22 protein-coding genes and 4 pseudogenes are annotated in these 25785 nt (G+C 64.5%); 16 read left to right on the forward strand and 10 right to left on the reverse strand.

Annotated elements, in window-relative coordinates; all coding sequences use genetic code 11:
- Window positions 1-11 precede the first annotated feature (11 nt).
- Window positions 12-1655: a benzoylformate decarboxylase gene (gene mdlC, locus OKW30_RS34250; RefSeq protein WP_429348820.1), complete on the reverse strand. Its 1644-nt coding sequence runs from the start codon at window positions 1653-1655 to the stop codon at window positions 12-14.
- Window positions 1656-1759: 104 nt separating this feature from the next.
- Between mdlC and OKW30_RS34255 the strand changes: the two genes are divergently transcribed.
- The 6 genes and pseudogenes from OKW30_RS34255 to OKW30_RS34280 all read left to right on the forward strand — a co-directional run bounded on the left by OKW30_RS34255 (window position 1760) and on the right by OKW30_RS34280 (window position 7604).
- Window positions 1760-2677, forward strand: a complete 918-nt coding sequence (locus tag OKW30_RS34255) for a LysR family transcriptional regulator (protein ID WP_187626457.1) — start codon at window positions 1760-1762, stop codon at window positions 2675-2677.
- A gap of 44 nt (window positions 2678-2721) precedes the next feature.
- Window positions 2722-2928: pseudogene (locus OKW30_RS34260) on the forward strand (5-oxoproline transporter, DUF969 family subunit); the annotation flags it as partial.
- Window positions 2929-2986: 58 nt separating this feature from the next.
- Window positions 2987-3160: pseudogene (locus tag OKW30_RS34265) on the forward strand (5-oxoproline transporter, DUF979 family subunit); the annotation flags it as partial.
- Window positions 3161-3170: 10 nt separating this feature from the next.
- Window positions 3171-4181 (forward strand): DUF2891 domain-containing protein, encoded by a 1011-nt coding sequence (locus OKW30_RS34270; protein WP_429348821.1) that lies wholly within the window; start codon window positions 3171-3173, stop codon window positions 4179-4181.
- A gap of 154 nt (window positions 4182-4335) precedes the next feature.
- Window positions 4336-6738: a DNA polymerase II gene (locus OKW30_RS34275; RefSeq protein ID WP_184062936.1), complete on the forward strand. Its 2403-nt coding sequence runs from the start codon at window positions 4336-4338 to the stop codon at window positions 6736-6738.
- Between the two features lie 494 nt (window positions 6739-7232).
- A complete protein-coding gene (locus tag OKW30_RS34280) occupies window positions 7233-7604 on the forward strand; it encodes a BON domain-containing protein (RefSeq protein ID WP_018423351.1) in 372 nt (123 codons plus the stop codon).
- A gap of 111 nt (window positions 7605-7715) precedes the next feature.
- Here OKW30_RS34280 and OKW30_RS34285 read toward each other — a convergent pair whose 3' ends face one another.
- From OKW30_RS34285 to OKW30_RS34300, 4 genes are all read right to left on the reverse strand, one after another.
- A complete protein-coding gene (locus tag OKW30_RS34285; RefSeq protein ID WP_429348822.1) occupies window positions 7716-9206 on the reverse strand; it encodes an MFS transporter in 1491 nt (496 codons plus the stop codon).
- Window positions 9207-9340: 134 nt separating this feature from the next.
- Window positions 9341-11296, reverse strand: coding sequence for an aconitase family protein (locus OKW30_RS34290; RefSeq protein ID WP_429348823.1), 1956 nt, complete (start codon window positions 11294-11296; stop codon window positions 9341-9343).
- A 133-nt stretch (window positions 11297-11429) separates the two neighbouring features.
- Window positions 11430-12332, reverse strand: coding sequence for a LysR family transcriptional regulator (locus tag OKW30_RS34295; protein WP_429348824.1), 903 nt, complete (start codon window positions 12330-12332; stop codon window positions 11430-11432).
- Between the two features lie 104 nt (window positions 12333-12436).
- Complete coding sequence (locus OKW30_RS34300) at window positions 12437-13165, reverse strand: 2OG-Fe(II) oxygenase (RefSeq protein ID WP_184025551.1); 729 nt, start codon at window positions 13163-13165, stop codon at window positions 12437-12439.
- Window positions 13166-13379: 214 nt separating this feature from the next.
- Here OKW30_RS34300 and OKW30_RS34305 point away from each other — a divergent pair, with 214 nt between their 5' ends.
- A complete protein-coding gene (locus tag OKW30_RS34305) occupies window positions 13380-14027 on the forward strand; it encodes a DsbA family oxidoreductase (RefSeq protein ID WP_429348825.1) in 648 nt (215 codons plus the stop codon).
- A 188-nt stretch (window positions 14028-14215) separates the two neighbouring features.
- Here the strand turns inward: OKW30_RS34305 and OKW30_RS34310 are convergent, their stop codons facing one another.
- Complete coding sequence (locus OKW30_RS34310) at window positions 14216-14536, reverse strand: pyrimidine/purine nucleoside phosphorylase (RefSeq protein WP_008917257.1); 321 nt, start codon at window positions 14534-14536, stop codon at window positions 14216-14218.
- A 196-nt stretch (window positions 14537-14732) separates the two neighbouring features.
- Between OKW30_RS34310 and OKW30_RS34315 the strand changes: the two genes are divergently transcribed.
- Both OKW30_RS34315 and OKW30_RS34320 read left to right on the forward strand, forming a co-directional pair.
- A complete protein-coding gene (locus OKW30_RS34315; RefSeq protein WP_429348826.1) occupies window positions 14733-15308 on the forward strand; it encodes a cysteine hydrolase family protein in 576 nt (191 codons plus the stop codon).
- Window positions 15309-15462: 154 nt separating this feature from the next.
- Entirely contained in the window at window positions 15463-15750 is a 288-nt protein-coding gene (locus OKW30_RS34320; RefSeq protein WP_429348827.1) for a BON domain-containing protein, read from the forward strand.
- Between the two features lie 142 nt (window positions 15751-15892).
- On the opposite strand, the gene OKW30_RS34325 is transcribed toward OKW30_RS34320, so the two are convergent.
- Window positions 15893-16669 carry a hypothetical protein gene (locus OKW30_RS34325; RefSeq protein WP_429348828.1) on the reverse strand — a complete coding sequence of 259 codons (777 nt, stop codon included), beginning with the start codon at window positions 16667-16669 and terminating at the stop codon, window positions 15893-15895.
- A gap of 518 nt (window positions 16670-17187) precedes the next feature.
- Here OKW30_RS34325 and OKW30_RS34330 point away from each other — a divergent pair.
- From OKW30_RS34330 to OKW30_RS34345, 4 genes and pseudogenes are all read left to right on the forward strand, one after another.
- Window positions 17188-18378 carry an L-dopachrome tautomerase-related protein gene (locus OKW30_RS34330; protein WP_429348829.1) on the forward strand — a complete coding sequence of 397 codons (1191 nt, stop codon included), beginning with the start codon at window positions 17188-17190 and terminating at the stop codon, window positions 18376-18378.
- A gap of 213 nt (window positions 18379-18591) precedes the next feature.
- Window positions 18592-19797 carry a paraquat-inducible protein A gene (locus OKW30_RS34335; protein ID WP_429348830.1) on the forward strand — a complete coding sequence of 402 codons (1206 nt, stop codon included), beginning with the start codon at window positions 18592-18594 and terminating at the stop codon, window positions 19795-19797.
- Window positions 19794-21090: pseudogene (locus tag OKW30_RS34340) on the forward strand (MlaD family protein). The gene OKW30_RS34335 and the pseudogene OKW30_RS34340 overlap by 4 nt, the downstream one beginning before the upstream one ends.
- Window positions 21087-21722: a PqiC family protein gene (locus tag OKW30_RS34345; RefSeq protein WP_429348831.1), complete on the forward strand. Its 636-nt coding sequence runs from the start codon at window positions 21087-21089 to the stop codon at window positions 21720-21722. The pseudogene OKW30_RS34340 and the gene OKW30_RS34345 overlap by 4 nt, the downstream one beginning before the upstream one ends.
- A 165-nt stretch (window positions 21723-21887) precedes the next feature.
- Here OKW30_RS34345 and OKW30_RS34350 read toward each other — a convergent pair.
- From OKW30_RS34350 to OKW30_RS34360, 3 genes and pseudogenes are all read right to left on the reverse strand, one after another.
- Window positions 21888-22094 (reverse strand): annotated as a pseudogene (locus tag OKW30_RS34350) (MarR family transcriptional regulator); the annotation flags it as partial.
- Between the two features lie 47 nt (window positions 22095-22141).
- Window positions 22142-22501 carry a protocatechuate 3,4-dioxygenase gene (locus tag OKW30_RS34355; protein WP_090806862.1) on the reverse strand — a complete coding sequence of 120 codons (360 nt, stop codon included), beginning with the start codon at window positions 22499-22501 and terminating at the stop codon, window positions 22142-22144.
- Window positions 22501-23343 carry a gallate dioxygenase gene (locus OKW30_RS34360; protein WP_429348832.1) on the reverse strand — a complete coding sequence of 281 codons (843 nt, stop codon included), beginning with the start codon at window positions 23341-23343 and terminating at the stop codon, window positions 22501-22503. The genes OKW30_RS34355 and OKW30_RS34360 overlap by 1 nt, the downstream gene beginning before the upstream one ends.
- Before the next feature lie 392 nt (window positions 23344-23735).
- On the opposite strand from OKW30_RS34360, the gene OKW30_RS34365 reads away from it, so the two are divergent.
- Genes OKW30_RS34365 through OKW30_RS34375 form a run of 3 tightly spaced genes read left to right on the forward strand, consistent with a single transcriptional unit; the run spans window position 23736 to window position 25482 of the window.
- Complete coding sequence (locus tag OKW30_RS34365; RefSeq protein ID WP_262421310.1) at window positions 23736-23876, forward strand: GntR family transcriptional regulator; 141 nt, start codon at window positions 23736-23738, stop codon at window positions 23874-23876.
- A complete protein-coding gene (locus tag OKW30_RS34370; protein WP_429348833.1) occupies window positions 23840-24178 on the forward strand; it encodes an FCD domain-containing protein in 339 nt (112 codons plus the stop codon). The genes OKW30_RS34365 and OKW30_RS34370 overlap by 37 nt, the downstream gene beginning before the upstream one ends.
- Window positions 24175-25482, forward strand: a complete 1308-nt coding sequence (locus OKW30_RS34375; protein WP_184062966.1) for a LysR family transcriptional regulator — start codon at window positions 24175-24177, stop codon at window positions 25480-25482. The genes OKW30_RS34370 and OKW30_RS34375 overlap by 4 nt, the downstream gene beginning before the upstream one ends.
- Window positions 25483-25785 lie beyond the last annotated feature (303 nt).

Below are 25785 nucleotides of genomic sequence, written 5' to 3' on the forward strand. Positions count from 1 at the left end.
GGGAAGCGCCGTTACGCGACGATCGCTTCGACGAGCGTGGGACCGCTTTTCACGTCACCGTCGGTCAGCGCGCGACGCAACACGTCGGCAAGTTCAGCCGCCTCGCTGACGCGCGCGCCAGGGCAACCCATGCCCGCCGCGATCGTCACGAAGTCGAGGCCCGGCAGGTCCGTGCCCTGCACGGTCTCGCCAGGCGCGAAACCGAACACCGGCGCGAAATCCTGCAACGCCGCGTAGCGCGTGTTGTTCAGGATCACGAATGTGATCGGTAGCTGCATCTGCACCGCGCTCCAGATCGCCTGGATCGAGTACATGCTCGAACCGTCGCCGATCAGCGCGATCACGCGCTCGCCCGGCCGCGCAAGCGCGACGCCGACCGCCGCCGGCATGCCGTAGCCGAGGCCACCGCTGTCCATCGTCAGGAACGTGCCGGCGCGCGCGATCGGCAGATAGGTCTGCATGATGGGCCGCGAGCTCGGCGCTTCCTCGACGACGATGCCATCGGGATCGCGCACTTCGGCGAGTGTCTGCAACGCGAACGCGACCGACATCCGCTCGCCCCGCGCGGGCGGCAGCGCGCGCGGCGCCACCGCGCGCGGCGCGGGCAACTCGCGCGCTTTGGGCGCGGCGCGCGCGAGCAGATCCTGCACGCCGAGCCGCACGTTGCCGACCGCGGCGATGCCCTGCGGCGTCCATGCGGCAATGCCCGGATCGTCGATCAACTGACACAGCCGCGAGCCCGGCGGCACATGCGGACCATTGCCTTCGACGTGATACGTGAACGCTGGCGCGCCGATCACGAAGATCGCGTCGTGCGCGCCGAGCAACTCGACGATGCGCTCACGCAGCGCCGGCAAAAAGCCCGCGAACAGCCGGTGCGTTTCGGGGAAGCTGCAACGTCCTGTCATCGGCGCGACGTAGACGCGCGCGGAATGCCGCTCCGCGAGGCGCACGACTTCAGCCGCCGCGTCCGCGCGATCGACCGCGCCACCGACCACGAACGCGGGCCGCTCGCACGCGTCGAGCACCGTGCCGATGCGTTCGAGCATCGCCGGATCGGGACGCATGATGTGCGCGACCTCGCGGTCGGCCACGCGCTCGGCAGTCTGATCCCAGTCGTCGGCGGGAATCGACACGAATACCGGACCGCGCGGCTCCTGCATCGCGATCGCGTACGCACGTGCGATCGCGAGCGGCACATCCTGCGCGCGAGCCGGCTCGATGCTCCACTTCACGTAGGGCTTCGGCAATTCGGTGGCCTGGGTCGCGGCGAGGAACGGTTCGAACGGCAGGATCGAGCGGGCCTGCTGACCCGCGGTGACGACGAGCGGCGTGCGGTTGCGAAACGCCGTGAAGATATTGCCCATCGCATTGCCGACGCCCGCCGCCGAATGCAGGTTCACGAGCGCCGCGTTGCCGGTGGTCTGCGCGTAGCCGTCGGCCATGCCGACCACGACCGCTTCCTGAAGACCGAGCACGTAGCGGAAATCCGCGGGGAAATCGCGGAACATCGGCAGCTCGGTCGAGCCCGGGTTCGCGAAGATCGACGTCATGCCGACGCGGCGCGCGAAGTCGATGACCGCGTCGCGTACGGTCCACGGCGTGCTCTGTTCTATTGCGTGTGCCTGATTCTGCTGCGGCGCGCTGCTTGTCATGCGAAGTCTCCTGTCTGGTGAGCGCGAAAAATCGAATGACCATTATCACGGCCGCCGGGGTAACCGAAAATTGCCCAATTCGCAAAAAGGCATTACCTTTCGGCATGACTTACAACCTGCAACAACTGCAGGCGTTCGCGGTGATCGTCGAGAGCGGCAGCCTCGGACGCGCCGCCGAAGCGCTGCACATCACACAGCCGGCCTTGAGCCGGACCATCCGACGTCTCGAGGAACAGGTCGGCGCGCCGCTGTTCGAGCGGCATTCGCGCGGCATGCATTTGACCGCGGTCGGCGAGGCGCTGCTGCCGCACGCGAACCTGTTGCAACGCGAAGCCGAACAGGCGCGCGAGGAAATCGACGCGATGCGCGGCCTCGCGCGCGGCACGATCCGCGTCGGCGCGGTCGGCAGCATCGCGAGCCTCGTGCTGCCGCTCGCGGTGAGCGGCGTGTTGACGAAATGGCCGAACCTGCGCGTGGAGATCATCGAGGGCGTGTGGGACCGGCTCGCCGATGCGCTCGTCAAACGTCAGATCGATCTCGCGCTCAGCATGGCCGTGCCCGATACCGACGAGATCACCGCGATTGCCGATTGCCGCTGGGAAGACGCGAGCTACGTGGTCGCCGCGCTCGATCATCCGCTGCGGCGCAAGCCCGACCTCACGCTCGCCGACACGCTGGGCGAACGCTGGGCGATTCCGCCACGCGGCACCGGCCCGTTCGAGCACATGCAGAGCGTGTTTGCCGAGCGCGGGCTGGGACTGCCGAACGTCGTCGTCGAAACGCGCTCGGTCACGGCGCTGAAGAGCCTGGTCGCGCGTTCCGGCTTTCTGAGCTGGATGGCGTCGACGATGTACGTGACCGAAAGCAAGGCCGGCGTGTTCGATACGCTCGGCGTCCCAGGCGTGGTCGGGCGGCGCACGTTGACCGCGTTCCGGCGCCGCCAGGGGATTCTGCCGAGCCCGGCGGTCAAGCTGCTGGAGCAGTTGCGGCAGTTGACGGCGGAGGGTATGACCGCGGGTTGATCGTTTCCCGCACATGCTGCCACTTTCTCGGCGTTTACCCGATAATCGCGGGCGTCGCGACCTGGATAGCCGGCGGCTTGCAGACGGTGGAGATCGTCAGCGCGTTCGGCAAGGCATTCGCGGATAACCGCTACATGGGCCTGATCTGGCTCACGCTGTCGGTCATCGCGCTGCTCGAACGCAACGGTCTGAAGCAACAGGCGCGGCATCTGATCTCGCGCCTGCATGCGGCCACCACCGGCCGCGTGCTCTCATCACGCTGGTCGGTACGCTGACGCTCAAGTACGCGCCCTTCGTCGAAACGAAGAATCTGGTTTCTGCGGCACGCTGATGACGCCGATGGCGGCGAACTTCAACATCGTCCCCGCCGCGCTGCTCGAACTGAAGGACCAGAACGGCGTGATCAAGGCGCAATGGCCAACCGCTTTACTATTGCTGATCGTCAACACCATACTGTTGTACGTGTTCGTATTCCGCTTCTGAGGAGCCGCCGATGACCACCCAGCTCACCCGCGAATTCGCGTCCAGATTCGCCAATGTCGCGCTCGCCCACCTCACGCGCGAATATCCGAACAAGCTCACGCACTCGCTTGGAGGACCGCAGGACGTACAGGGTCCGCGCGCCTTGCATCCGATCTTCTACGGCAGCTACGACTGGCATTCGTGCGTGCACGGCTACTGGCTGATCCTGCATCTGCTCGAACGCTTCCCCGATCTGCCCGAGGCCGCGCGCATCGTCGCCGTGGTCGACGAGCATTTCACCGCGGCGAACGTCGCCGGCGAACTCGCGTATCTGGAGCTGCCGCACAACCGCGGCTTCGAGCGGCCGTATGGCTGGGCGTGGCTGCTCACGCTCGGCGCGCAGTTGCAGTCGATGAAAATCTCGGAAGCCGCGCGCTGGGCGAAGACGTTCGCGCCGCTCACCGAGGCGTTCGTCGAGCGCTTCGCGGAGTTCCTGCCGAAAGCAACCTATCCGCTGCGCGTCGGCACGCACTTCAACATGGCGTTCGCGCTCGCGCTGACGCTCGATTTCGCTCGGCAAACCTCGCGCGAATCGCTCGAGGCGCTGATCGTCAGCACCGCGGAGCGCTGGTATCTGGACGACGTCGCGTGTCAGGCATGGGAGCCGGCCGGCGACGAGTTCCTGTCGCCGTCGCTGATGGAAGCGGAGTTGATGCGGCGTGTGTTGCCGTCGGCGCAGTTCACCGACTGGTTCGGACGCTTCCTGCCGGACCTCGGCGCGAAAAAACCGGCGACGCTGTTCGAGCCCGTCACCGTGACCGATCGCAGCGACGGCAAGATCGCGCATCTGGACGGCCTCAATCTGAGCCGCGCGTGGTGCCAGCGTGCGCTCGCGCGTGCGCTGCCCGCCGGCGACGTGCGTCGCACCGTGCTGTTCGATGCGGCCGAGCGTCATCTGCACAGCGCGCTGCCGCATGTGACCGGCGACTACATGGGCGAGCACTGGCTCGCCACGTTCGCGACGCTGGCGCTCGAAGCTTGAGCGAACCGGGAACGAACTGAACCGGCTTTGAAGAGATAAAGCCGTGCTGGTTGGGCGCTTCAATGCGAAGCGCCCTTTTTATTGCCCGTTCAACAGTCCCTGCCTGCGGCGGTAAAATCGCGCAAGGCGATTGCGCCGCTTTAAAGGTGGAAGTTTGACTGAGTTCGAGCAGGGTTTCATTTTGACCCGACATTGGCGGGACACGCCCGCCGGCACGGAAATCGAGTTCTGGCTGGCCACGGACAGCGGGCCGCGCCACATCCGTCTGCGCCCTCAGCCGTCCGTCGCCTTCATTCCGGCCGAACATCGCGAACGCGCCGAAACGATCCTGCGCCGCGACGCGCCGCTCGATCTGCGTTCGCTCGAATTGCGCGACTTCCAGCATCGGCCGGTCAGCGGGCTTTACTGTGCGCAATACCGGCAATTGAAAGGCTTCGAGAAGCGCCTCAGAGAAGGCGGCGTCGATGTCTACGAAGCCGATATCCAGCCGCCCGAGCGCTACATGATGGAGCGCTTCGTCACCGCGCCGGTGTGGTTCAGCGGCGTGCCGCAGCAGAATGGTCCGGGGCTCGATGGCCCCTGGCTCGACAGCGAACTCAAACCGTCCCACGACTATCGTCCGCCGTTGAAGCTCGTGTCGCTCGACATCGAAACGAGCGCGCATGCCGAGCTATATTCGATCGCGCTCGAAGGCTGCGGCGAGCGGCAGGTGTATATGCTTGGGCCGCCGAATGGCAACAGCGGGAACATCGGCAACGTCACCGACGCCATCGACTTCAAGCTCGAATACTGCGAAACCCGCGCACAACTGCTCGAAAAGCTGATCGAGTGGATGGAGCGGCACGATCCCGATGCGATCATCGGCTGGAACCTCGTGCAGTTCGATCTGAAGGTACTGCAACACCATGCCGAGCAGTATCGCGTGCCGCTGCGCATCGGACGAGGCGGCGCGGTGATGGAGTGGCGCGAACACGGCGTCACGCGCAATCACTTTTTCGCGGGCGTGGCGGGTCGTTGGGTCATCGACGGCATCGAGGCTTTGCGTTCGGCGACGTGGAGCTTCCCGTCGTTCAGCCTCGAATACGTGTCGCGCTCGGTGCTGGGCGAAGGCAAGGCGATCGACAATCCGTATCAGCGCATGGACGAAATCCAGCGCCGCTTCGACGAAGACAAGCCAGCGCTCGCGCGTTACAACCTGAAGGACTGCGAGCTCGTCACGCGTATCTTCGCGAAGACCGAGTTGCTGCCGTTCCTGCTCGAACGCGCGACCGTGACCGGCCTGCCCGCCGATCGCAGCGGCGGCTCGGTCGCGGCGTTCACGCATCTGTACATGCCGCGCATGCATCGGCAGGGCTATGTCGCGCCGAATCTCGGCGACGTGGCCGGCGCCGCGAGCCCCGGCGGCTTCGTGATGGATTCGCGGCCCGGGCTCTACGACTCGGTGCTCGTGCTCGACTACAAGAGCCTGTATCCGTCGATCATCCGCACGTTTCTGATCGACCCGCTCGGTCTGGTCGAAGGCATGCTGCATCCCGACGACGCGAGCTCGGTGCCGGGCTTTCTCGGCGCGCGCTTTTCACGCACGCGTCACTGCTTACCGTCGATCGTCGCGCAGGTGTGGCAGGCACGCGAAGCGGCCAAGCGCGAGCACAACAAGCCGCTGTCGCAGGCGCTGAAGATCATCATGAACGCGTTCTATGGCGTGCTAGGCTCGACCGGCTGCCGCTTCTTCGATCCGCGGCTTGCGTCGTCGATCACGATGCGCGGCCACGAGATCATGCACACGACACGCGAGCTGATCGAGGCGCAAGGCTACGAAGTGATTTACGGCGACACCGATTCGACCTTCGTCTGGCTCAGGCACGCGCATGACGAGGAAGACGCCGCGCGCATCGGCCGCGCGCTCGTCGAACATATCAACGCGGCGTGGCGGCAGAAGCTGCAGGCGCGCTTCGGTATCGACAGTGCGTTGGAACTGCAATTCGAGCGGCACTATCGGCGCTTTTTCATGCCGACGGTGCGTGGTGCCGAGGAAGGCAGCAAGAAACGCTACGCAGGACTTACGGTATTGCCGGACGGCCGCGAGGACGTGGTCTACAAAGGGCTCGAAACCGTGCGCACCGATTGGACGCCGCTTGCGCAGCAGTTTCAGCAGGAGCTGTATCGGCGCATCTTCAAGCAGCAGCCGTATCAGGATTACGTGCGCGACTATGTGCGCGATACGCTCGCCGGCCGGCTCGACGATCAGCTCGTCTATCGCAAGCAGTTGCGCAGACCGATCGACGCTTACGAGCGCAACGTGCCGCCGCATGTGCGCGCGGCACGCGTCGCCGATGAGTTCAATCGCCAGCAGGGACGGCCGCTGCAATATCAGAACGGCGGCTGGATCAGCTACGTGATGACGGTGGCCGGCCCCGAGCCGCTCGAAACGCTGCGCTCGGCGATCGACTACGAGCACTATCTGACGCGGCAATTGCAGCCGGTTGCCGACGCGATTCTGCCGTTGTTACGCGACGATTTCACGACGCTGATGTCGGGGCAGAAGCAGTTGTTCTGATCGTGGCGGCGAACGCGCGGCTGCGAGCATGGACGAATTGCCTACTTCACCATGGACGGCGGCTCGGCCTCTTCATCGGAGTGCGTGTTATGCACAGCAAAGGTGCGGCAGGGCGAGTTGCCGCGGGTCGCGTATCGCATGCTCCGCGCTCTCCAGGCCGGCGTAAATCGACGGCGCAATGTAACTGTGCCGCTACATCGGGGATGGCTAAAAATGTCAATCAGACACCGGTAATCCGTGATTAAAGGCGGAAAAAAACTAATCCCTAGTTTTGATTTGCAACCCTATCAACAGAATTAGAGCGCCGTCATAATTTGAAGTATTCTAATTTCTTCGGTTGTCCGCGCAATTGCCCGGATTTGCATTGTTGCTTGACCTAACCCTTTATTGTCCTATAGTGCCATTTGATCCGCCTCAGAAATATTGTGGGGACGTGTGTGTGTGATATCCCTGAATCTGTAGCCCCAACGATCTGCAACGACAGGAGAAGATGCATGAAAGCAATCCACGCCGTCAAACTGGTCGGTACCGCCCTTCTGATTTCGGGTTCGATTCACGCCTATGCGCAGGCGAGCAACGCTAACGCCCCTGAGTCTGCCCCGACCACGACGCCCGAAGCCCGATCGCATTACAAGTCAATGAAAGCAGCGAACCGGGCGCTACAGCGTCAGGTTCGAAATGCGCTGGTGAAAGATAGGAACATCTCCACGGCCAATATCACAGTTCGCGCCCGCGATGGTGCTGTCACGCTGCAGGGCAGCGTACCGCTTCAGGCAGAAAGCGACCGGGCAACCGAGGTGGCGAAAGGGGTGCCTGGCGTAACTTCGGTCAGGAACGCGCTGTCGATCCGTCCTGTGGGCACCTGAAGCAGTCCTGGACCCCGCTTTGCAGGAAGGCCGGCGCTCTGACCGTGCATTCCATTGATGGCATAGCCAATGCGGCATATGGTGGCGGGCCGGCTCGACAGCCGGCCTTCGCTATGCGGATATCTTCTCGAGTTCGAGCCCTTTCGTCTTCGGCCCCATCAAGCCAATCGCCAGCATCACGATCAGCATCGCGCCCGCGATGAACACGAACACGCCGGTCGTGCCGAAGTAGCGCAACACGGCCGCGATCAGAAAGGCCGTGAAAATCGCGGAAAAGCGGCTCCACGAGTAGACGAAGCCGACCGCGCGCGCCCGGATGCTGGTCGGAAACAATTCGGCCTGGTACGCGTGATAACTGTACGAAATGATGTTGCCGGCCAGCGTCAGGCACACCCCAAGGCTCACGAGGAGCACCGCCCCCGATGCCTGACTGAACCACAACCCGCACACGATATTGACGCCGGCCATCACGACGATCACCGTCTTGCGCTCGAAGCGGTCGCCGATAAACAGCCCGATGATCGGACCGAGCGGCGCGGCCAATGCGATCACGCTCGAATACATCAGGCTCGTCGTGATCGTGATGCCCTGCTTGATCAGCAGCGTCGGCACCCAGTTCGCGAAGCCATAGAAGCCGACCGTCTGGAAGATGTTGAAGATCGTCATCATCAGCGTGCGGCTGCGGTACGGCGGCAGCCACATGTCGCGGAAGCTGCCGCGCGATGGGATCGGTACCGGCGGCGCCGGCGGCGGCAACTCGCGGCCATATTCGTGACGTACCTTCGCCTCGAGCGCGTTCATCACGCGGTCGGCTTCGGCGAGACGTCCTTGCTGCGCGAGCCAACGCGGGCTTTCCGGCAACGCGCGGCGAATCCACCAGACGAATAGCGCGCCATGCGCGCCGATCAGCACGACCCAGCGCCAGCCGTCCAGACCGAACAGCGTGCGCGGCACCAGCAGAAACGATAGAAACGCAACCACCGGCACGGCCGTGAAGCCGACCGCCTGCTCGCACGCGAACGCGCGGCCGCGGATCTGCTTCGGCACCAGCTCGGAGATGTACGTGCCGATCGTCACCAGTTCGACGCCGATGCCGACACCGGCGACGAAGCGCCAGAAATTAAGGCCCGTCGCGGTCTCCTGAAACGCCATCACGAGGTTCGCCGCGGTGTACCACAGCAGCGACCAGGTGAACACCGCGCGCCGCCCGAAGCGATCCGCGAGGAAACCGCACGCGATCGTGCCGATAAACAGGCCGCCAAACAGCGCGGCGATGAAACTCGCGACGCCGGTCGAGCCGAACAGGCCATGCGTGGTCGCGGTCAACATGCCGCTTTTCACGAGGCCCGGCGCGATGTAGCCGGAGTACAGCAGGTCATAGAGTTCGAAGAAGAAGCCGAGGCTCAGCAGCACCACCAGCTTCCAGACGGAGCGCGTGGCGGGCAAGCGGTCGAGGCGCGCCGAAATGCTGCCGGCGTCGAGCGATGCGTGGCCCGCCACCTGCGCGGGCGCGCTGCGCTCGGCGCTGCCGGCCGCGTCAGTGGAATGCGCCACGGTACCGCCGCTGCGCGCGACGGACCCCGCGGGATCGGGGAATGCCATGTTGTCTGTCTCCTTCTGTTGCGACTGCTTTTACGGCAGGGCTGAGCGCTTACCGCGGCCGGTTCGATGCCGGCCTTGCGTCTTGTCGCGCGTCGCACGCGCCACGATGGGTCGGCCGGAGTCCGGCCAGCATTCTAGCCGTGCCCGCGTTGCAATTGTTCGAACGTGGTAATTTTCCCGGCCAGCGCGCTCGCCGCGACCGTGTACGGGCTCGCGAGCCAGACGTCGCCTGGTCCCGAACGGCCGGGGAAATTGCGGTTGATCGCGCTGATCGTCACGTCGTTCGGGTTGGCAGATTGTCCCGGTCCGCAGTTTGCGCACGAGCCGCAGCCAGGCATCACGAGCGTCACGCCCGCGCGCTCGAACACCGGCAGATAGCCCTGCTCCTCGCAATACGCGCGCACCGCCATCGTGCCGAATTGCAGATACAAACGCGTGCGCTCGGGCACCCGTAGGCCGTGCTCGACGCCCCAACGCAGCACCTCGTGATAGAAATCGAAGTCCTCGCGCTTGCCCGCGGTGCACGAGCCGCCGTACGCGATATCGATCGCGACGTCCTGTTCGAGCCGCGGCGCCGGCACGCCATTGCCGGGGTCGCCCGGACGCGCGAGCATCGGTTCGATCGCGTTCGCATCGATATGGATCGTGTCGCGATAGGTCGCGTCCGCGTCGCTTTTCATCCAGCCTTCCAGCACGAAATCGACGCCGCGCCGCTCCTTCAGGAACGCGACCGTGCGCTCGTCCGGTTCGACGATGCCGGTGAAGCCGCCGAGTTCCGCGACCATGTTGGTCAGCGTCGCACGTTCGTCGATCGACATCGCGCGCACCGCCGCGCCGCCGTATTCGAACACGAGGCCGATCGCGCCGCCCGAGCGAATCGCCTCCATCCGCAGCAGATGCAGCACGACGTCCTTCGCGGTCACGCCGTCGCGCAACTGGCCGTCGATCTCAATGCGCAGCGTCTCCGGCACCTTGCAGCGCACGTAGCCCGTGACCCAGCTATTGGCGATTTCGGTCGCGCCCGCGCCAAATGCGAGGCAGCCGAGCGCGCCCGAATGCGGCGTGTGCGAATCGGTACCGCATGCTACCTGGCCCGGCAGCGCGTATTGCTCGGCCATCAACGCATGACAGATGCCCTCGGAGCCGGGCACACCATCGAGCGCGCCGTGCGAGCGCACCGGGTAGCCGCGCGAAAACGACGTGTGGCCTTCCATCAGATTCGCGACGCCCGGCAACAGACCGTCGCGCACGTGAGGGATGCTCTGCGGCGCGAGCACCAGATGATCCTGGAACGCGATGATGTGATCCGGCGCATGCAGCGGCGCGGGCTTGCCGAACGCCCGATGCATCAGATGCGCGCACATGCCGGTGAAATAGTCGTGGCTGAAGCGCCAGTCGGCGGCGATGAACACGCCGTCGCCGCGCTGCGCGCTCGCGGTGCCCGGATGCAGATGACGGTCGATGATCTTCTCGACCAGCGTTTTCGGCTCGGCGCCCGGCGCATCGTTCGGGGCATCGCTCGCGCGCGCGCCCGGCGCGGGCCACTCCGCGAACCGGCTATACGCGAGCAGCCCGCCGCTGCGGATGATCTGCTGCGTGAGCGAGTCGCGGCCTTTCAGGAATTCGTCGATCGGCACCGCAACGCCTGCGAGCAAGCGATCGAGCACGGAAAAATCGGTCGTGGTCAGAATGCCGATGTTGTCGCAGTTCTGCTGATAGATACGCTCAAAACTCTCGGCAACGATCAGGCGAATACCTGCGGACAACTCCGCGAGCGGGCTCGATTCGCGCGACGAGCCCTTGCCGTAGCGCTTGCCGGCCACCGTCACGCGAAAGCCGCCGTCCTTCACCGCATTGCGGCCGATCGGCAGACGCTCGCCGGCCTTGAAGCCGACGTACGGGTACTGGCCGAGGCGCTCGTCGTAGGTGAGCATGACGGTGACGGGCGTGATCTCGTCCGTCGACACGTTGTCGCGCAACGGCCCCGCCGTGTCGCGAGTGAAGTTTTCGCCGGCCAGTTGCGCCTCGATCACGGCCGGGTCTTGCGACAGGTACAGCACGCGGCCGTCCAAACGAATCGTATCGCTCATCACTGCATTCTCCTTGCGCTCACTATACGGCGCGCAAGGCGGATGCCGAAGTGCCGGTGCGGCAATGCTGCCGTCTCGTTTCGCGAATGCTCGATGGCGGAGCCGCGGCGCGGAGTGCGGGTGGTGGAATCGTCTAAGGCGGATTGCCGAGGAACGACACCAGCGCGGCCGCGCTCGCGCTCAACTGCTCGCGCGCCTTGAAGATGATGATCAGATGACGCTCCGCCCACGCATCGGCAAGCGGCAGCAGCCGCACATCGAGCGTGTTCACGTAGAGCAGGCCGACCGGCTCGGGCACGATCGCGATGCCGAGCCCCGCATGCACCATCCGGCACAGCGCATCGAGACTGCTCACGCGCATCCGCACGTCGAGCTGCTGGCCCGCGCTCGCCGCCTGCTGCGCGAGCAAGCGCGTGAGCGCGCTTTCGCTGCGCAAGCCGACGAAGCTCTCGTGCAACAGATCGTCGAAGTTCACCCGCGCCGCGCTGGCGAGCCGATGCCCACCCGGCACGAGCACCGCGAGCCGGTCCTGCCGGTACGGCATCTGCTCGAACACCTCGCTGCCAGCAACCGGATTGCAGATGCCGAAGTCCGCGCCGTGTTCGTCGACGATACGCAGCACGTCCGCGCTGTTTTCTTCTTCGAGTTCGATCGCTACATCCGGGAACGCGCGGCCGAACGCGGCCACGTCTTCAGGCAGAAACTGCACGATCGACGACAGATTCGCGACCACCCTCACGCGCCCTTTGACGCCCGTCGAAAAGCGCGACAACTCCGCGCTCATCTGCTCGATATTGCCGATGATCGCGAGCGCGTAGCGCAGCACGGTCTCGCCGACCGGCGTCACGGTAATGCCGCGCGACTGCCGCTGAATCACCGGCAAGCCGATCAGCGCCTCGATCTCGGCGATGCGCCGGCTCACCGCCGACGACGCGATGAACTCGCGCTGCGCCGCGCGCGCGATATTGCGCTCCTGGCAAACGGCGACGAACAGACGCAGCGAAGTCAGATCGAGTTTCTTGAGCAGGTTTTCCATGGGACGAGGCGACGGATCTTACGACAATGGCGGCTGATCGCCGGAATCGTGGCCGTTATCGTCTCACGGCACGCGGTGTTGCGCCATTGCGCCGACAGCGGTCCTCACAGCGCATCATGAAAGATGATGCCGACCGTATGCCGATGTCCCGAGCGCAGGCGGCTCACGCCGTGCCGCAGATTCACGCGATACGGCCCGCGCGTACCCTGCACGGGCCGGCTGTTCACGGTGAACACGACCGCGTCGCCCTTCGCGAGCGGCACGACTTCGGCACGCGACTGCATGCGCGGACGCTGCTCGGTCATCACGAACTCGCCGCCTGTGAAGTCGCGCCCCGGCTCCGACAGCAGTACCGCAACCTGCAGCGGGAACACGTGTTCGCCGTACAGATCCTGATGCAGGCAGTTGAAATCGCCCTCGCCGTATTGCAGGATCAGCGGCGTCGGACGCACCTGGCCGGCGTCATGGCAGCGTCGAATGAAATCCGCATGTTTCGGCGGATAGCGCACGTCGATGCCCATCGCCATGTTCCAGCGGTTCGCGACCGGCACGAGATGCGGATAAAGGGCACCGCGCAAGCCGCCGACGAGCGACGGCAGCGGATACGCAAAGTACTTGTATTCGCCGCGACCGAAGCCGTGGCGCGCCATGACGACGCGGCTGCGATAAAGCGCGTCGCGTGTATAGAGCGCGCTCAGCGCGTCGCATTCGCGGGGCGTCAACAGTTGCGGCACGGCGGCGCAGCCGTACTGATCGAGATCGTGTTCGATCCGCGGCCAGTCGAGTGCGTCGGCGCGTTGGTCGATCGTTTGGGTGGGAGCGATTGCGTTCATCGTCGATGAGTGGGCGGCGCGGGCCCGTCGCCCGCGCCATCAAGGTAGGTAGCTCGATGAACTTAGTGTACGAGTGTGGTGGCGGGAAAACACTCCGGGTCTTGCGGTCAAATTCAGCCGCACTGCACGGACGCACGATTCACGCTACGCTCTCGGTATCGTTGCGGCCGCACTCGCCGCCGCCGCATCGCACTTCATTTCCGCCAGGACAACCATGAAACAGCAGCTCACCATCGATTTTGTTTCCGACATCGCCTGCCCGTGGTGCGCGATCGGCCTGTCGTCGCTGCAGCTCGCGCTCGCGCGGCTTCAGGACAAAATCGACGCGCGCATCGTCGTGCATCCATTCGAACTGAATCCGCAGATGGGACCGGACGGCGAAGACATCGTCGAGTATCTCGGCAAGAAATACGGCCGCACGGCCGCGCAGATCGCCGAAACGCAGGCGATGATCCGCGAACGCGGCGCGAGCGTCGGCTTCGATTTCGGTCCGCGCACCCGCACCTACAACACGTTCGACGCGCACCGCCTGCTGCATTGGGCCGGCCTGAAAGGCCACCAGTTGCCGCTGAAGCTCGCGCTATTGCGCGCGTATCATGCCGACGGCAAGAATCCGGGCAATCATGACGTGCTGGTCGAAGCGGCCCAGTCGGTAGGACTCGACGCCAACGAAGCGCGCGACGTGCTGACGAACGGCGCGTATGCCGATGAAGTGCGCGAAGCGGAAAAGAACAATCAGGAAATGGGCATTCAATCGGTGCCGTCGATCATTTTCAACCGCCGCTATCTGGTGACCGGCGGCCAGCCGGTCGAGCAATTCGTGCAGGTGATCGAGGAGATCGTGGCGAAAGAGACGGTGTAAGGTTCATCGTCGAAGCGAAGCGTAATGGACGGCCCATTCTGAGCACCTGGCTCACGCATGCACTCGCGAATGCTTGCGTGTTGTCTCTTCAACACATCTGAGCAAAGATAGCCTGGGTCCATTGTCCAAGCCGTCCCGGCTGCTTGCAACAGGTCTTTCTTATCCCACTGCACGCGCCTTAAAGCCGCCTACAGATAGCTGCAAACGTAGTCCAGCGTTTCGACCACATCGATATCGAAGCGGCTCTTGCCAGGCACCGAGAACGATTCGCCCGCGCCATAGGTCTTCCACTCATCGCTGCCGTCGAGACGGATGCGGCATTTGCCCGCCTGCACTTCCATCAGCTCCGGCGCGTCGGTGCCGAAGTTCAGCGTGCCGGGCAGGATCACGCCGAGCGTCTTGCGCGTGCCGTCGGCGAACAGCACGGTGTGCGACACGCACTTGCCGTCGAAGTACACGTTGGCTCGTTTGACAACAGAAACCTGGTCGAATTGCGTTGCAGCCGTCATGGCGGTCTTCCTCTGGGTCATCGTGAAGGGAGGCGTTGCGGCCCGGTGGGCGCGGCAGACGGCGCGCGATCCGCGCAAGCCGCCCGGCAGGGCGCCCTGCCGGGCGCGAGCCCGCCATCATACATGGCTATTGATGGCGCCAATACGGTAAAGTCTGCCAGAATCATATCGACACCCACACAGACTCATTCGACCCATGCGCTCTCCCGCTCCTTCCGCCGGCGCCGTATTGTTGTTGATCGATCTGCAACGCGCGATCGATCATCCGAGCTGGGGCGAGCGCAACAATCCCGCCGCCGAGACGCAGGTGAGCCGCTTGCTCGCGCATTGGCGTAGCCGAAGCTGGCCGGTGTGGCATGTGCGGCACGACTCGACGGAGCCTGGGTCGCACTATCGGCCCGGTCAGGCGGGACACGAATTCAAGGCGTCGAACGTGCCGTTGCCCGACGAACCGGTGATTGCGAAACGCACGAATAACGCGTTCATCGGCACGGGACTCGAGGACCGCCTGCGCGCCGCCGGCCACACGACGCTGGTCGTGGCGGGTGTCATCACCAACAACTCGGTCGAGGCCACGGTGCGGATGGCCGGCAACCTCGGCTTCGATACCTATCTCGTGGCCGACGGCTGTTTCACTTTTGCACGGACCGACTGGTACGGAACGCCGCGCAGCGCCGACGACGTTCATGCGATGTCACTGGCCAATCTCGATCACGAGTACTGCACGGTCGTCACGACGGACGCGCTCTTGGGCAACGGGCAACCGCAATAGCCGCAACGTCGATCTGCTGCGCGGCGAGCGACAATCAGGTGGTACAGGAGGACTTGTGAGAAAAGACAGCGCGAGCACCCTAATTGGCGCCATTGCCGCGGCAGCGATTGCGATCGGCACTGCGACCTGTGCGAATGCGCAAACCAGTGGTGGCATGCCGAACGATGCTTCCGCGCAAAGCCAATCCATCGCGGCATCGCCGGCTCGCAACAGACCCGATAGCGAGCTCGCGCGCGACGTGCGGCGCGCGCTCGCACGCACACCGAACCTGCATTCAACGTCGATTCACGTGCAGGCGCGCCGCGGTATCGTGACGCTGACCGGTTGGGTACCGCAGCGCGCTCAGGTGCAACGCGCGGGCAGTGTCGCGAGGTCGGTGCGCGGAGTCAGACAGGTGAATAACCATCTGAATGTGCGCACGAGAGGTGCCAGCGGTCCCTAGCGCAAAACGAATAAAAGAAAGTACTCGGCCCGCCACGAATGCGCCGGGCTGAGTACTTTCTATCGACCAATCAATCGATGCGTGCGAGTATTCGCCGCGGCGCTCCATTGCTGCGCAACGCCGCCACGACTCGCGCAATACCTCAACGCCACATACGATAGCTATAGACCGGCGCGCGATACGCATACATGCGCGGCTGCGCCCAATAGACCGGCGGACGATAAACCTGATAAGCGACAGGCGCGGCCGGTTGAACCACCGTTTCCACGACCTGCGGCATTTCATCGTATTGCGCCTGCGGATAAACCGGCACGTACTGCACGGGCGGCTGAGGATAGTCCTGCCGCACGTATACCGGCTGGTTGTCGTAGACCGGCTGCATCTGCGCGTAGGCCGGCGCCTGCTGGTATTGCATTGGCGGCGGCGCGTATTGCGGCTGCTGGTACACCTGCTGATATTGCTGTTGCGGCGGCGGTTGCGGCACCTGACGCTGCGCGTACTGGACCGGCCGCGGCTTCTGAGGCTGCGGCGGAATACTCGTGTACTTCGAGTTATCGTCTTCGGGAACGCCCGGCGGCAGCGGCGGCACGTCGACCCGCGCGACGTCGGTCCTGGCGGGTTGCCGCTGACCGTGATTGTGCGAGTCGATCATTGCCTGGTAATCGGCCTGATCCTGCTTGCCGCGATTGATATAGCCATTGCGATACGCGCGGGCCACGTCCGACATCTTCGCATTCGGATCTTCTTTCATGCCGTCCGCATTGACCTTGTACTCGTTCGGACTGAGCGAGCCGGCCGGCACCTCGTCGTCGGACGCATAGGCCGCTTCGGGCCCGTCGGCCCACGCTGGATAACACTGCAGCGTTAGCACCGAAGCGACCGTCGTCACCCCGAGCCCCCAAAGCGTCCTTGTTCTCATGATCCACCTCGCGGCCGATTAAGAGTATTGAAAGCCGAAATTTTTACTTGCAGGCGTGGCTATTCGTCTGCGCGTGCAATTGTTATTTTCTAGCACATTCCTTTGACGTCGGCATTATTTTTTCTTTGCAAATGAGCGGTGTAGCGCACGAGTGACACGGCGGGTCCAAAGGCGAGTCAGGAGAAACCCTGAGAGTCAGAGTTGCCGAAATGGACCGTTTGGTACGGCGGCTCCGCACGCCGCCGCGGAGCGATTCTTTTCGCCCTGAATGACGTAGTAGCAACGCGGCCTTTTAGCCCGCCATGTCGTATCAAGCGCTACGCGACAACTCGGCTTTCCCTATTGCGCGCACTCCCGTTCTCTGCTCGCGCGAAAGTCAAACAATTCGCATAAAGGACGGTCGGCAATTCACGTTGAATACCTTCCGAAAGATTCGCGGATTACGATTCATTTTATCTTTGCACGCGGCATTCGCTTTGCTGAATACGGACATTTCCGTCCTGTCCCGGAGGCAGCCCATGAAAGACACCGCCACGCCAACCGCCGCGGATCGGGTTCCACTGACCGCCGCGCCTGCATCGAGCGCCGGTGACGACGGCTCGCTGCCGCATCTGCGCGAGATTGCGTCGTTCGGGCACCAGGTGACCGGCGTCGCCGTCGCCGCGGACGGACGCATCTTCGTCAACTTCCCGCGCTGGACAGAAGACGCGCCGATCTCCGTCGGCGTACTCACGCCCGATGGCGACGTCCGTCCTTATCCCGACGATCGATGGAACGGCTGGCGCAATGCCAGGCGTGACGAGTTGAACCCGCAGGATCGCTGGGTCTGCGTGCAGGCGATGCTGTGCGATTGCCAAAACAACCTGTGGGTACTCGACCCCGGCGCGCCGGCCCAGGCCTTCGTCGTGCCGGGTGCCCCTAAACTGGTCCGCATCGATCTTGCGACGGATAGCGTCGTCGGCTGCATTGCGTTCACGCTCGACATCGCGCCTCAGGGCAGCTATCTGAACGACGTGCGCATCAGTCCGGACGGCCGTTTCGCCTACATCACGGACTCTGGAACACGCGGCGCGATCGTGGTGGTCGATCTCGGCACCGGTCAAGCGCGCCGCGTGCTCGACGGGCATCCGTCGACGCAAACGGATCCGGGCGTCACGGTCCATGCAGGCGGCGCACCATTGCGGCGTCCCGATGGACGCGGCGTCGAATTGGCGGCCGACGGCATCGCGCTCACTCGCGATGGACTGTATCTGTACTGGCAGGCGGTGAAGGGCAAAACGCTTTACCGCGTGCCCACCGAAGCGCTTCGCGATACCACGCTCGCGACCGATGAAGTCGGCAACCGCGTCGAGAAAGTGCTCGAGCATCGCCCCGCCGACGGGCTGCACATCGACCGGACGGGACGCCTGCTGATTACCGCGGTCGAAGAACATGCGGTGAAGGTATGGGACGGCGCGACATTGACGACGTTGCTGCACGAGCCCGGCCTGCGATGGCCGGATACGTTCGCGGAAGGGCCGGACGGCACGATCTACCTGACCGATTCACGCATTCCCGAGATGAACTGGTTCAAGCCGGGCCATCCCGACGCGCTGTCTTCGAGGTTGCTGATCATTGCCGACGCCGCTCCGTCAGCGGCGCCGGACACCAAACCGGGCACGCCGCCCGGCTCGCAAAGCGAAGCGGATCGGAACCGCTCACCCGACTGACGCCACACCGCCGCCGCCGACGGTCCGCGCTGCCCGGCGCGCCGAGGCCGGCCGGGAACGCGCCATGCTGGTGGAGGACAAGAGCTGGTGCGCGCCAGCGCGTCTGCCGTACATGCACGCGCCAAACGGCGCCAGGGGTCGAGTGATGATCGGCGAAACCTCATTCGCAACGCGCTGCCCGCCTGAAAACGGACAGCCGATGGAGAACGTCGCATGACGATCGGCTGCCCCGAATGCGGCGCGCTCGAAGACATCCCGCCGCTCACCGCACATACCTACGCGCGTTGCCGCGCCTGTCACTTTCCGCTCGAGCGGCGTAGCGGCCGAAGCCAGACCGCGGCGCTCGCCTGCGCGGCCGCGACCTTCGTATTGCTGTTTCCGGCCAACCTCGCGCCCCTGATGTATGTCCACATACTCGGGGTCGAACGCTCGTCACTGCTGTCGTCGGGCATCGTGGAGATGTGGAACGATGGCTGGTTCATTCTCGCGGTACTGCTCGGCACCTTCGGTATCGTGCTGCCGTTCATCCGCTTTGGCGGCCTCGTGATCGTCCTCGTCGCGCTGCGGCTCGGCCGGCGTACCAGAGGAATCGGCGCGCTGTTTCGCTGGACCACCTCGCTCGATATCTGGACCATGCCCGATGTCTATCTGGTCGGCTGCTTCGTCGGTTACGCGCGCGTGACGCAGAATCTGACCGGCACGATCGCCCCCGGCGGCTACTGCTTCATCGCCGCGGCGCTGCTGTCGATGCTCACGCGCGCGTCGCTCGACCGGAGAACGGTGTGGCGCGCGATCGCCGCGGAAAACGAGTTGCCGGAACATGAAGCGCCGCTGTCCTGCACGGTTTGCGATCTGGTCGTGCCGATGTCGCAGGAGGGGCGCCCCTGCCCTCGCTGCGCACTGACGTTGCGCGCTCGCAAAACCGACGCCGTCGTGCGCGCGGCTGCGCTGTCGCTCGCCGCGCTCGTTCTGACGATCCCGGCCAACTTCTTTCCGATGACCACTTCGATGCAACTCGGGCGGACCCACTCAACCCGGATCATCGACGGCGTCTACCAGCTGTTTCACGCTGGCTTGTGGCCGATCGGCATTCTGATCATCTGTACGAGCATCGTCATTCCGGTGGCGAAGATTCTCGGCATGGCATGGTTCGTCGTCTCCGTTCGGCGCCGTTCGCGCCGGCATCTGCGGGTCAAGGCGCATCTGTACCGCCTGATCGACGAACTCGGCCGATGGTCGTACGTCGACGTGTTCACGATCGCCGCGTTCGTGCCGCTGATCCGGTTCGACGGCATCGCCGCGGCCAGACCCGCCATCGGCGCCACCGCGTTCGCGCTGGTCGTGTTGCTGACGATGGCCGCTTCGCGCGCATTCGACCCGCGCCTGATGTGGGACGTCCACCCGCGGAGCAAGCGATGAGCGGCACGCGTCCCCGTCGTTCGCAGGCCCAGGTGCGGCGCAGCGGGTGGCCCGGCTGGATCTGGGCGGTGCCGGTCGCAGCCTTCGCGATGACCGGATGGCTCGGCGTTCGCGCGTTGATGCATCAGGGCGAGACGGTCACGGTAACCTTCGACAACGCGTACGGCATGAAGCCCGACGACACGATCGTCACGCTGCGCGGCGTGAAGGTCGGCGCCGTCTCGGAGATTACGCTCGCGCCCGATGGCCAACACGTGAAAGCCGAGCTCAAGATAGATCGCGCCGAAAAAAAGTATCTGCGCAGCGAGACCAGGTTTTTTCCTGCGCGGCGCCCACGTGGATCTCAACGATCCGGCGTCGATCAAGGCAGTGCTGTCCGGCCCCGAGATCGTGATGGAGCCCGGGCCCGGCGAGCCGGCATCGCGTTTCGACGGTGTCGATCGCCGCCCCGCGCTCGCGCCGGGGCACGGCCCGGTCGTCACCTATCTGGTGCGCTTCGACGGTGCGGTCGGCGACCTGAAGAGTGGTGCCGATGTGCAATTGCGCGGTTTCGACGTGGGCACCGTCACCAGCGTGCGCCTGAACTACGACGCACGCACGGGCGCGCTGAGCACCCCGGTGCAGATCGCGCTGAACCCGTCGCAGCTTGGCATCGTCGGCGCGCCGCCACCGGCCAACGGGGACTGGCGCCCGCTCGTCGACGGCATGCTCACCCGCCTCGTCGCCACAGGCTTGCGCGCGCGGTTGTCGCAAGATCCGCCGCTCGTCGGCGCGGACAAGATCAACCTCGACTTCGTGCAAGGCGCGCCGGTGGCGACGCTCGCCAGCGAGGACGGCCTGCCCGTCATTCCGAGTGTCGCCGCCGCGAATCTCGACACGACGATGGCCAAGGCCAACGAGGTGATCCAGAAAATCGACGATCTTCCGATCCGGCAAACCGGCGAACAGGTCCGCAGTATCGCGGCGCATATCAACGCGCTCAGTTCCTCGCCTCAGATCAAGGACAGCCTGACGCACATCGACCACTCGGTCGCGCAGATCGATCACACGTTGCAGCAGGTCTCGCCACAGATCGGTCCGCTCGTCGCGCAATTGCGCGACACCGCGAACGCGGCCGATCGCACCATTGCCGCGGCGAACCGGACGCTAGGCGGCGACGCGTCGAGCCAGAACGACCTGCCTGCCGCCATGCAGGAGCTGACCGACACCGCACGCTCGATTCGGGCACTGGCCGACTATCTCGACCGCCATCCGGAGGCGCTGATCCATGGCAGGCAGCAGGAGGCTCAATGATGACGAGGTCCACGTTCCCCGTCGGACGCGCCGTCGCGGCATCGCTCGCGACGAGCGTCAGGACGGCGGCGTTTGTCGTAACCGTCGCGACGATGACGCTCGCCGGATGCGGACACAGCATACCGACACGCTATGTGACGTTGAACCCGATGCCCGCCGACGCGCCGCCCGCCACGGCGCCGATCCCACCGATTCAACTGACCGCCGTGCATATTCCCGCGGTGCTCGATCGGCTCGAAGTCGTCACGCTGGCTTCGCAGAACCGGCTGACGATCGACGATAGCGACCGGTGGGGCGCACCGCTCGCTCAGATGATGCGCAAAACGCTTGCCCAGGACTTGCTCACGCGGCTGCCCGCCGGATCGTTCGTCGTTCCGGATGCACCGGCGCCGCCCGGCACGCGCAGGCTGGTCGTCACCGTGCTGAATGCCACGGCCGACGAGAGCGGCACGCTGACGCTGCAAGCGGAGTGGACGCTGCTGGCCGGGCACTCGGATCAGGCGCCGCTGCGGCAGCAGGTGACGCTCGACTCCGCGATCGATGGACACGATGCGCTCGCGCAGGCGGCCGCGTTGAGCCGCGTTCTCGGCGATTTGGCCGACCGGATCGCGGCGTCGGTCCTCGCGCACTGACCGACGGCGTCGAGTTCGCTGCCGCGCCGATCACGCAGTACCGTTATCGCCTTTCCTTGCGGAAAGCCGGTTGAAACGCTGCTCGACCACGCGTGTTCCCGATTGCGTGCCTTCCGATTCTTCACCTAGCCGAAAGCCGAATGACTCGTACAGATGACGCGCCGCGTCGAGCCGCAGGATGGTCGCCAGATCTTTGGCGCTGATGCCCGGCGACATGCCGATCTCGATCACCGCATGCACGGCCGATGGCGCCAGATCGCTGTCGGCGATGGTCGTGCGCATGAAGCCGAGTTCGCGGACCAGCCGGCGGGAAAACTCGCGGAGTTCGAGTATCGCCGTGTCGCGGGGCTTGGCGGGGGCGTCAAATCGGATTGCCCAGCGGACAGTGCTGCCTTGATGCGCGCCTTGATGCGCGGCCTTTAAACGGCGTCGGGTACCTGACGAGTCTTCAGAAACGCTTCGAGCGTTTCGCCGCGCATGCTCGCGTACACGCCGAGATTGGTGATCTTCACTACACGCGCGAACTTCTCGAGCACGAAGAAAGACACCCCATAACGGATCAGACCGATCCAGTCGGTGTTGTCGACCAGCGTGCGTTCTTCCGGCGTCAGGCCGGCCGCATCGTATGAGGCGGTGCGGTTTTCGAGCCACAGCGCGCGCGCCGACGCTTCGCGCATCTGCCAGAAAAAGCGGTTCAGGCGCATCGCCTTCATGCTCTGGCGGATATCGAACGGATACGTGCCGGTCAGTTCTTCGACGCCAACCAGTTGCGGATTCATTACGCCACCTCTTCTTCGTAGATCGTCATGGCCATCGCGGTGCTGGTCGCCAGGTAGTAGCTGCGATGCAGTTCGCGGACCTTCTGACCCAGCGCGCCGCGCATCGCGAGCCACATGATCGTCTCGACGCTTTCCGCGCCGCCGAGGCGCACGTAATCGACGTGCTTCATCGCGGCAAGACGCTCCGGATCGCTGACGATCAGGTCGAGGAACTCCATGTCCCATTCGGTGTTGTTGAAGCCGCTGCGTTCGCCATGCACCTGGTGCGACAGCCCGCCCGTGCCGACCACCACGACCTTCAGATCCTGCTCGAACGATTCGATCGCGCGACGCAGTGCCTGGCCGAGCCGGTAGCAGCGATTCGCGGTGGGCAGCGGATACTGCAGCACGTTGACTTCGAGCGGCACCAGCGACAGCGGCCAGCCGCCCTGATGCGGCAGCATCAGCGACAGCGGCGAATTGACGCCGTGATCGAGCGGGCGGTCCTGGAAGACGGTCAGATCGAATTCGTCGGCGACCAGTTGCTCGACGATATGGATCGCGAGATCCGGATGACCGGCGATGTCGGGCAGCGGACGCTTGCCGGCGCCTTCATCGGCGAATTCGTGGTTGGGCGACACGCCAAGCGCGAACGTGGGATAGCAGTCGAAGAAGAAGCTGTTCGCGTGGTCGTTGTAGAACATCACCATCACGTCGGGCTTCTGCTCGGCCAGCCACTGCGCCACCGGTTCATAACCCTTGAACATCGGCGCCCATGCCGGTTCGTTCTGCTTGCCCTTGTCATACGCCAACCCGATCGCGGGTACATGGGAGGTGCCGATACCACCAATGATTCTTGCCATATTCGTTCTCTTCCGTCACTTCGTGCTGCTGCCAATCGGATAGGTCGCCAGGTTTACCGCGCTAGTCACCACGACCGTCTTGGGATACAAAGATAGAAATTGTGTCGCGATACGGGAAGCACGGGTATACCTCAGGCAGCGCCGGGTTGACGAGTAAAAGCCCGGCATTTGCGCGGCCGGAGCGCGGATGAAGCGCACCCCGACCCACGCCGCGCAGGGCCCCCCTCGGTATCCCAAGCCCGTGAGGCAAGCCTTCCCCGACGCCGTGGCATCTCGTCACGCGATAAATAAAACAGATGGCCCGGAAAACAACTCGCAACGCACATTTTTAAGGCTTGGAGCGGTGCTGCACGCGTGGCTATACTGCGCTGCTTCCGACGAGCGACGAAACGATGAACGAGACCACCCAGCAAGCGATTGTGCAGACCTTACGCGAGAAGATCCTGTCGGGCGAACTGTCGCCGGGGCAGCGGCTCGTCGAAGCGCAGCTTGCGCAATGGTCGCCGAAAACGACGTGCGCTACGCGCAGATGAACGGCCGCTTTCATGCGCTGATCGTCGACGCGGCGCAGAACCAGGCGGTCACGGCCGCGCTCAGTCTGAACGACAAGGTGCCGTTCGTGTCGCCGTTCACGATCGCGTTCGACGAATCCGCGCGCGAGCGTCAATTCATGATGCTGATGTACGCGCATCGCCAGCATCACGCGATCGTCGACGCGCTGAAAAAAGGCGAAGGCGCGCGCGTCGAGGCGTTGATGAAGGAGCACACGCATATCTCGAAGGAAAGTCTGAATCTGTCGCTGCCGTCGTTGCATCTGATCGCGGGCGCGGCATGAGCAACGACACGCTTTCCGCCGCAACCAGCCAGGCGAGCGCCAAAGCGCCGCTGTCGGTCAGCAGCAAGGACCTGCTCAATCTCGCGCAACTGCGCGCATTCCGGCTCGTCGCCGAGATGGGCAGCGCGACGCGCGCGGCGGCCGCGTTGTTTCGCGCGCAGTCGGCGGTCACGCGCTCCGTGCAGGAGCTCGAGTCGGCGCTCGGCGAACCGCTGTTCGATCGCGGTCCTTCGGGCATGCTGCCCACTCCGGTCGGCCGCGCGGTGCTGCATCGCTGCGAGCGGATCTTCGCCGAACTCGAAGAACTCGCCCGATGGTGCACCGCGCGACAGACGCGCCGCCGGCCCGTCGCGGCAGGCGCATTGCCCGCGTACCTGCTCAACACGCGGCGGTTGCAACTATTCGCGGCGCTCGCTCGGCATCGGCATATGCCGAGCGCGGCAAAAACCTTCGGCATCAGCCAGCCCGCGGTGAGTACCGCGATCCGGGTACTCGAAAGCGGCTCGGGACTGAGTCTGTTTCACCGCAGCCCGCGCGGCATTCTGCTGACGGCCGAGGGCGAAACGTTCCTGCTTCACGTACGCCGCGCGCTGAACGAACTGCGCCACGTCCCCGACGATATCGCCGCATTGCACGGCAAGATTCAGGGCTCGGTGACAGTCGGCGCGTTGCCGCTCGGGCGCACGCTGATCCTGCCGAAGGCGATCGCGCGAATGACCTCGGAGAATCCGGGCGTGCGCGTGGTCACCGACGAAAGCGCATACGAGACGCTCGTGGCCGGTCTGCGAGCGGGCGACATCGATTTCATTCTCGGCGCGCTGCGCGACAACGACGCGACGAGCGGCCTGAAAAACGAGCGGCTGATGTCGGAAGACATGGTGGTGCTGGTGCGCCGCGGTCATCCGCTGACTCACGCGCACGATCTGACCATCATGGGTCTGCGCGACGCGCAGTGGATTCTGCCGCGCAGCAACGCGCCGGCGCGTGCGCTGTTCGAAACGCAATTCAAGCGGATGAAGGTGAAGCCGCCTCTGCCGACCGTCGAGACCGCCGACCTCGCGGTGATTCGCGGCCTGCTGCTCGGTACCGACATGGCGGCGGCCTTGTCGGCGCAGCAGCTGCATCACGAGATTCAGTCCGGGCAACTGGTGGTGCTCGATGTACCGCTGCACAATACGCGGCGCGAGATCGGCCTGACGATGCGCGCGGCGGGCACGCCGTCACCGGCCGCGCGCGCATTGATCGACGCGATCCGGCTGTCGGTCGTCGATGTGACGCGCACCGTCAGTATCGGCGCGAACTGAGCACTTCCATTGATCAGGGCGACAAAGAGTTGACGTCGAGTATGATTTCCCCGATGTACGCGAGGCTTCTTGCGTTGCGCCTGGTTCGTGCGTCCATGGGCATTGGAAAAGGACTTCGTCATAAGCCTGCGAAGACGCGCACCGCATTGGACCGCCGCGCAAGGAACCGTGCCAGTTCCGGCACGAACCGCAAGCGGAAATAGCATAGCGAATGACGCGTTAATGAAGCATCGCCGTATCACCTGCGGCGACAATTCTCCGACAATAGAAGAGCGCGCACCTCACCACGCGGCGCCTCGACGA

Source organism: Paraburkholderia sp. Clong3 (assembly GCF_050436485.1).
GTDB lineage: Bacteria > Pseudomonadota > Gammaproteobacteria > Burkholderiales > Burkholderiaceae > Paraburkholderia > Paraburkholderia tuberum.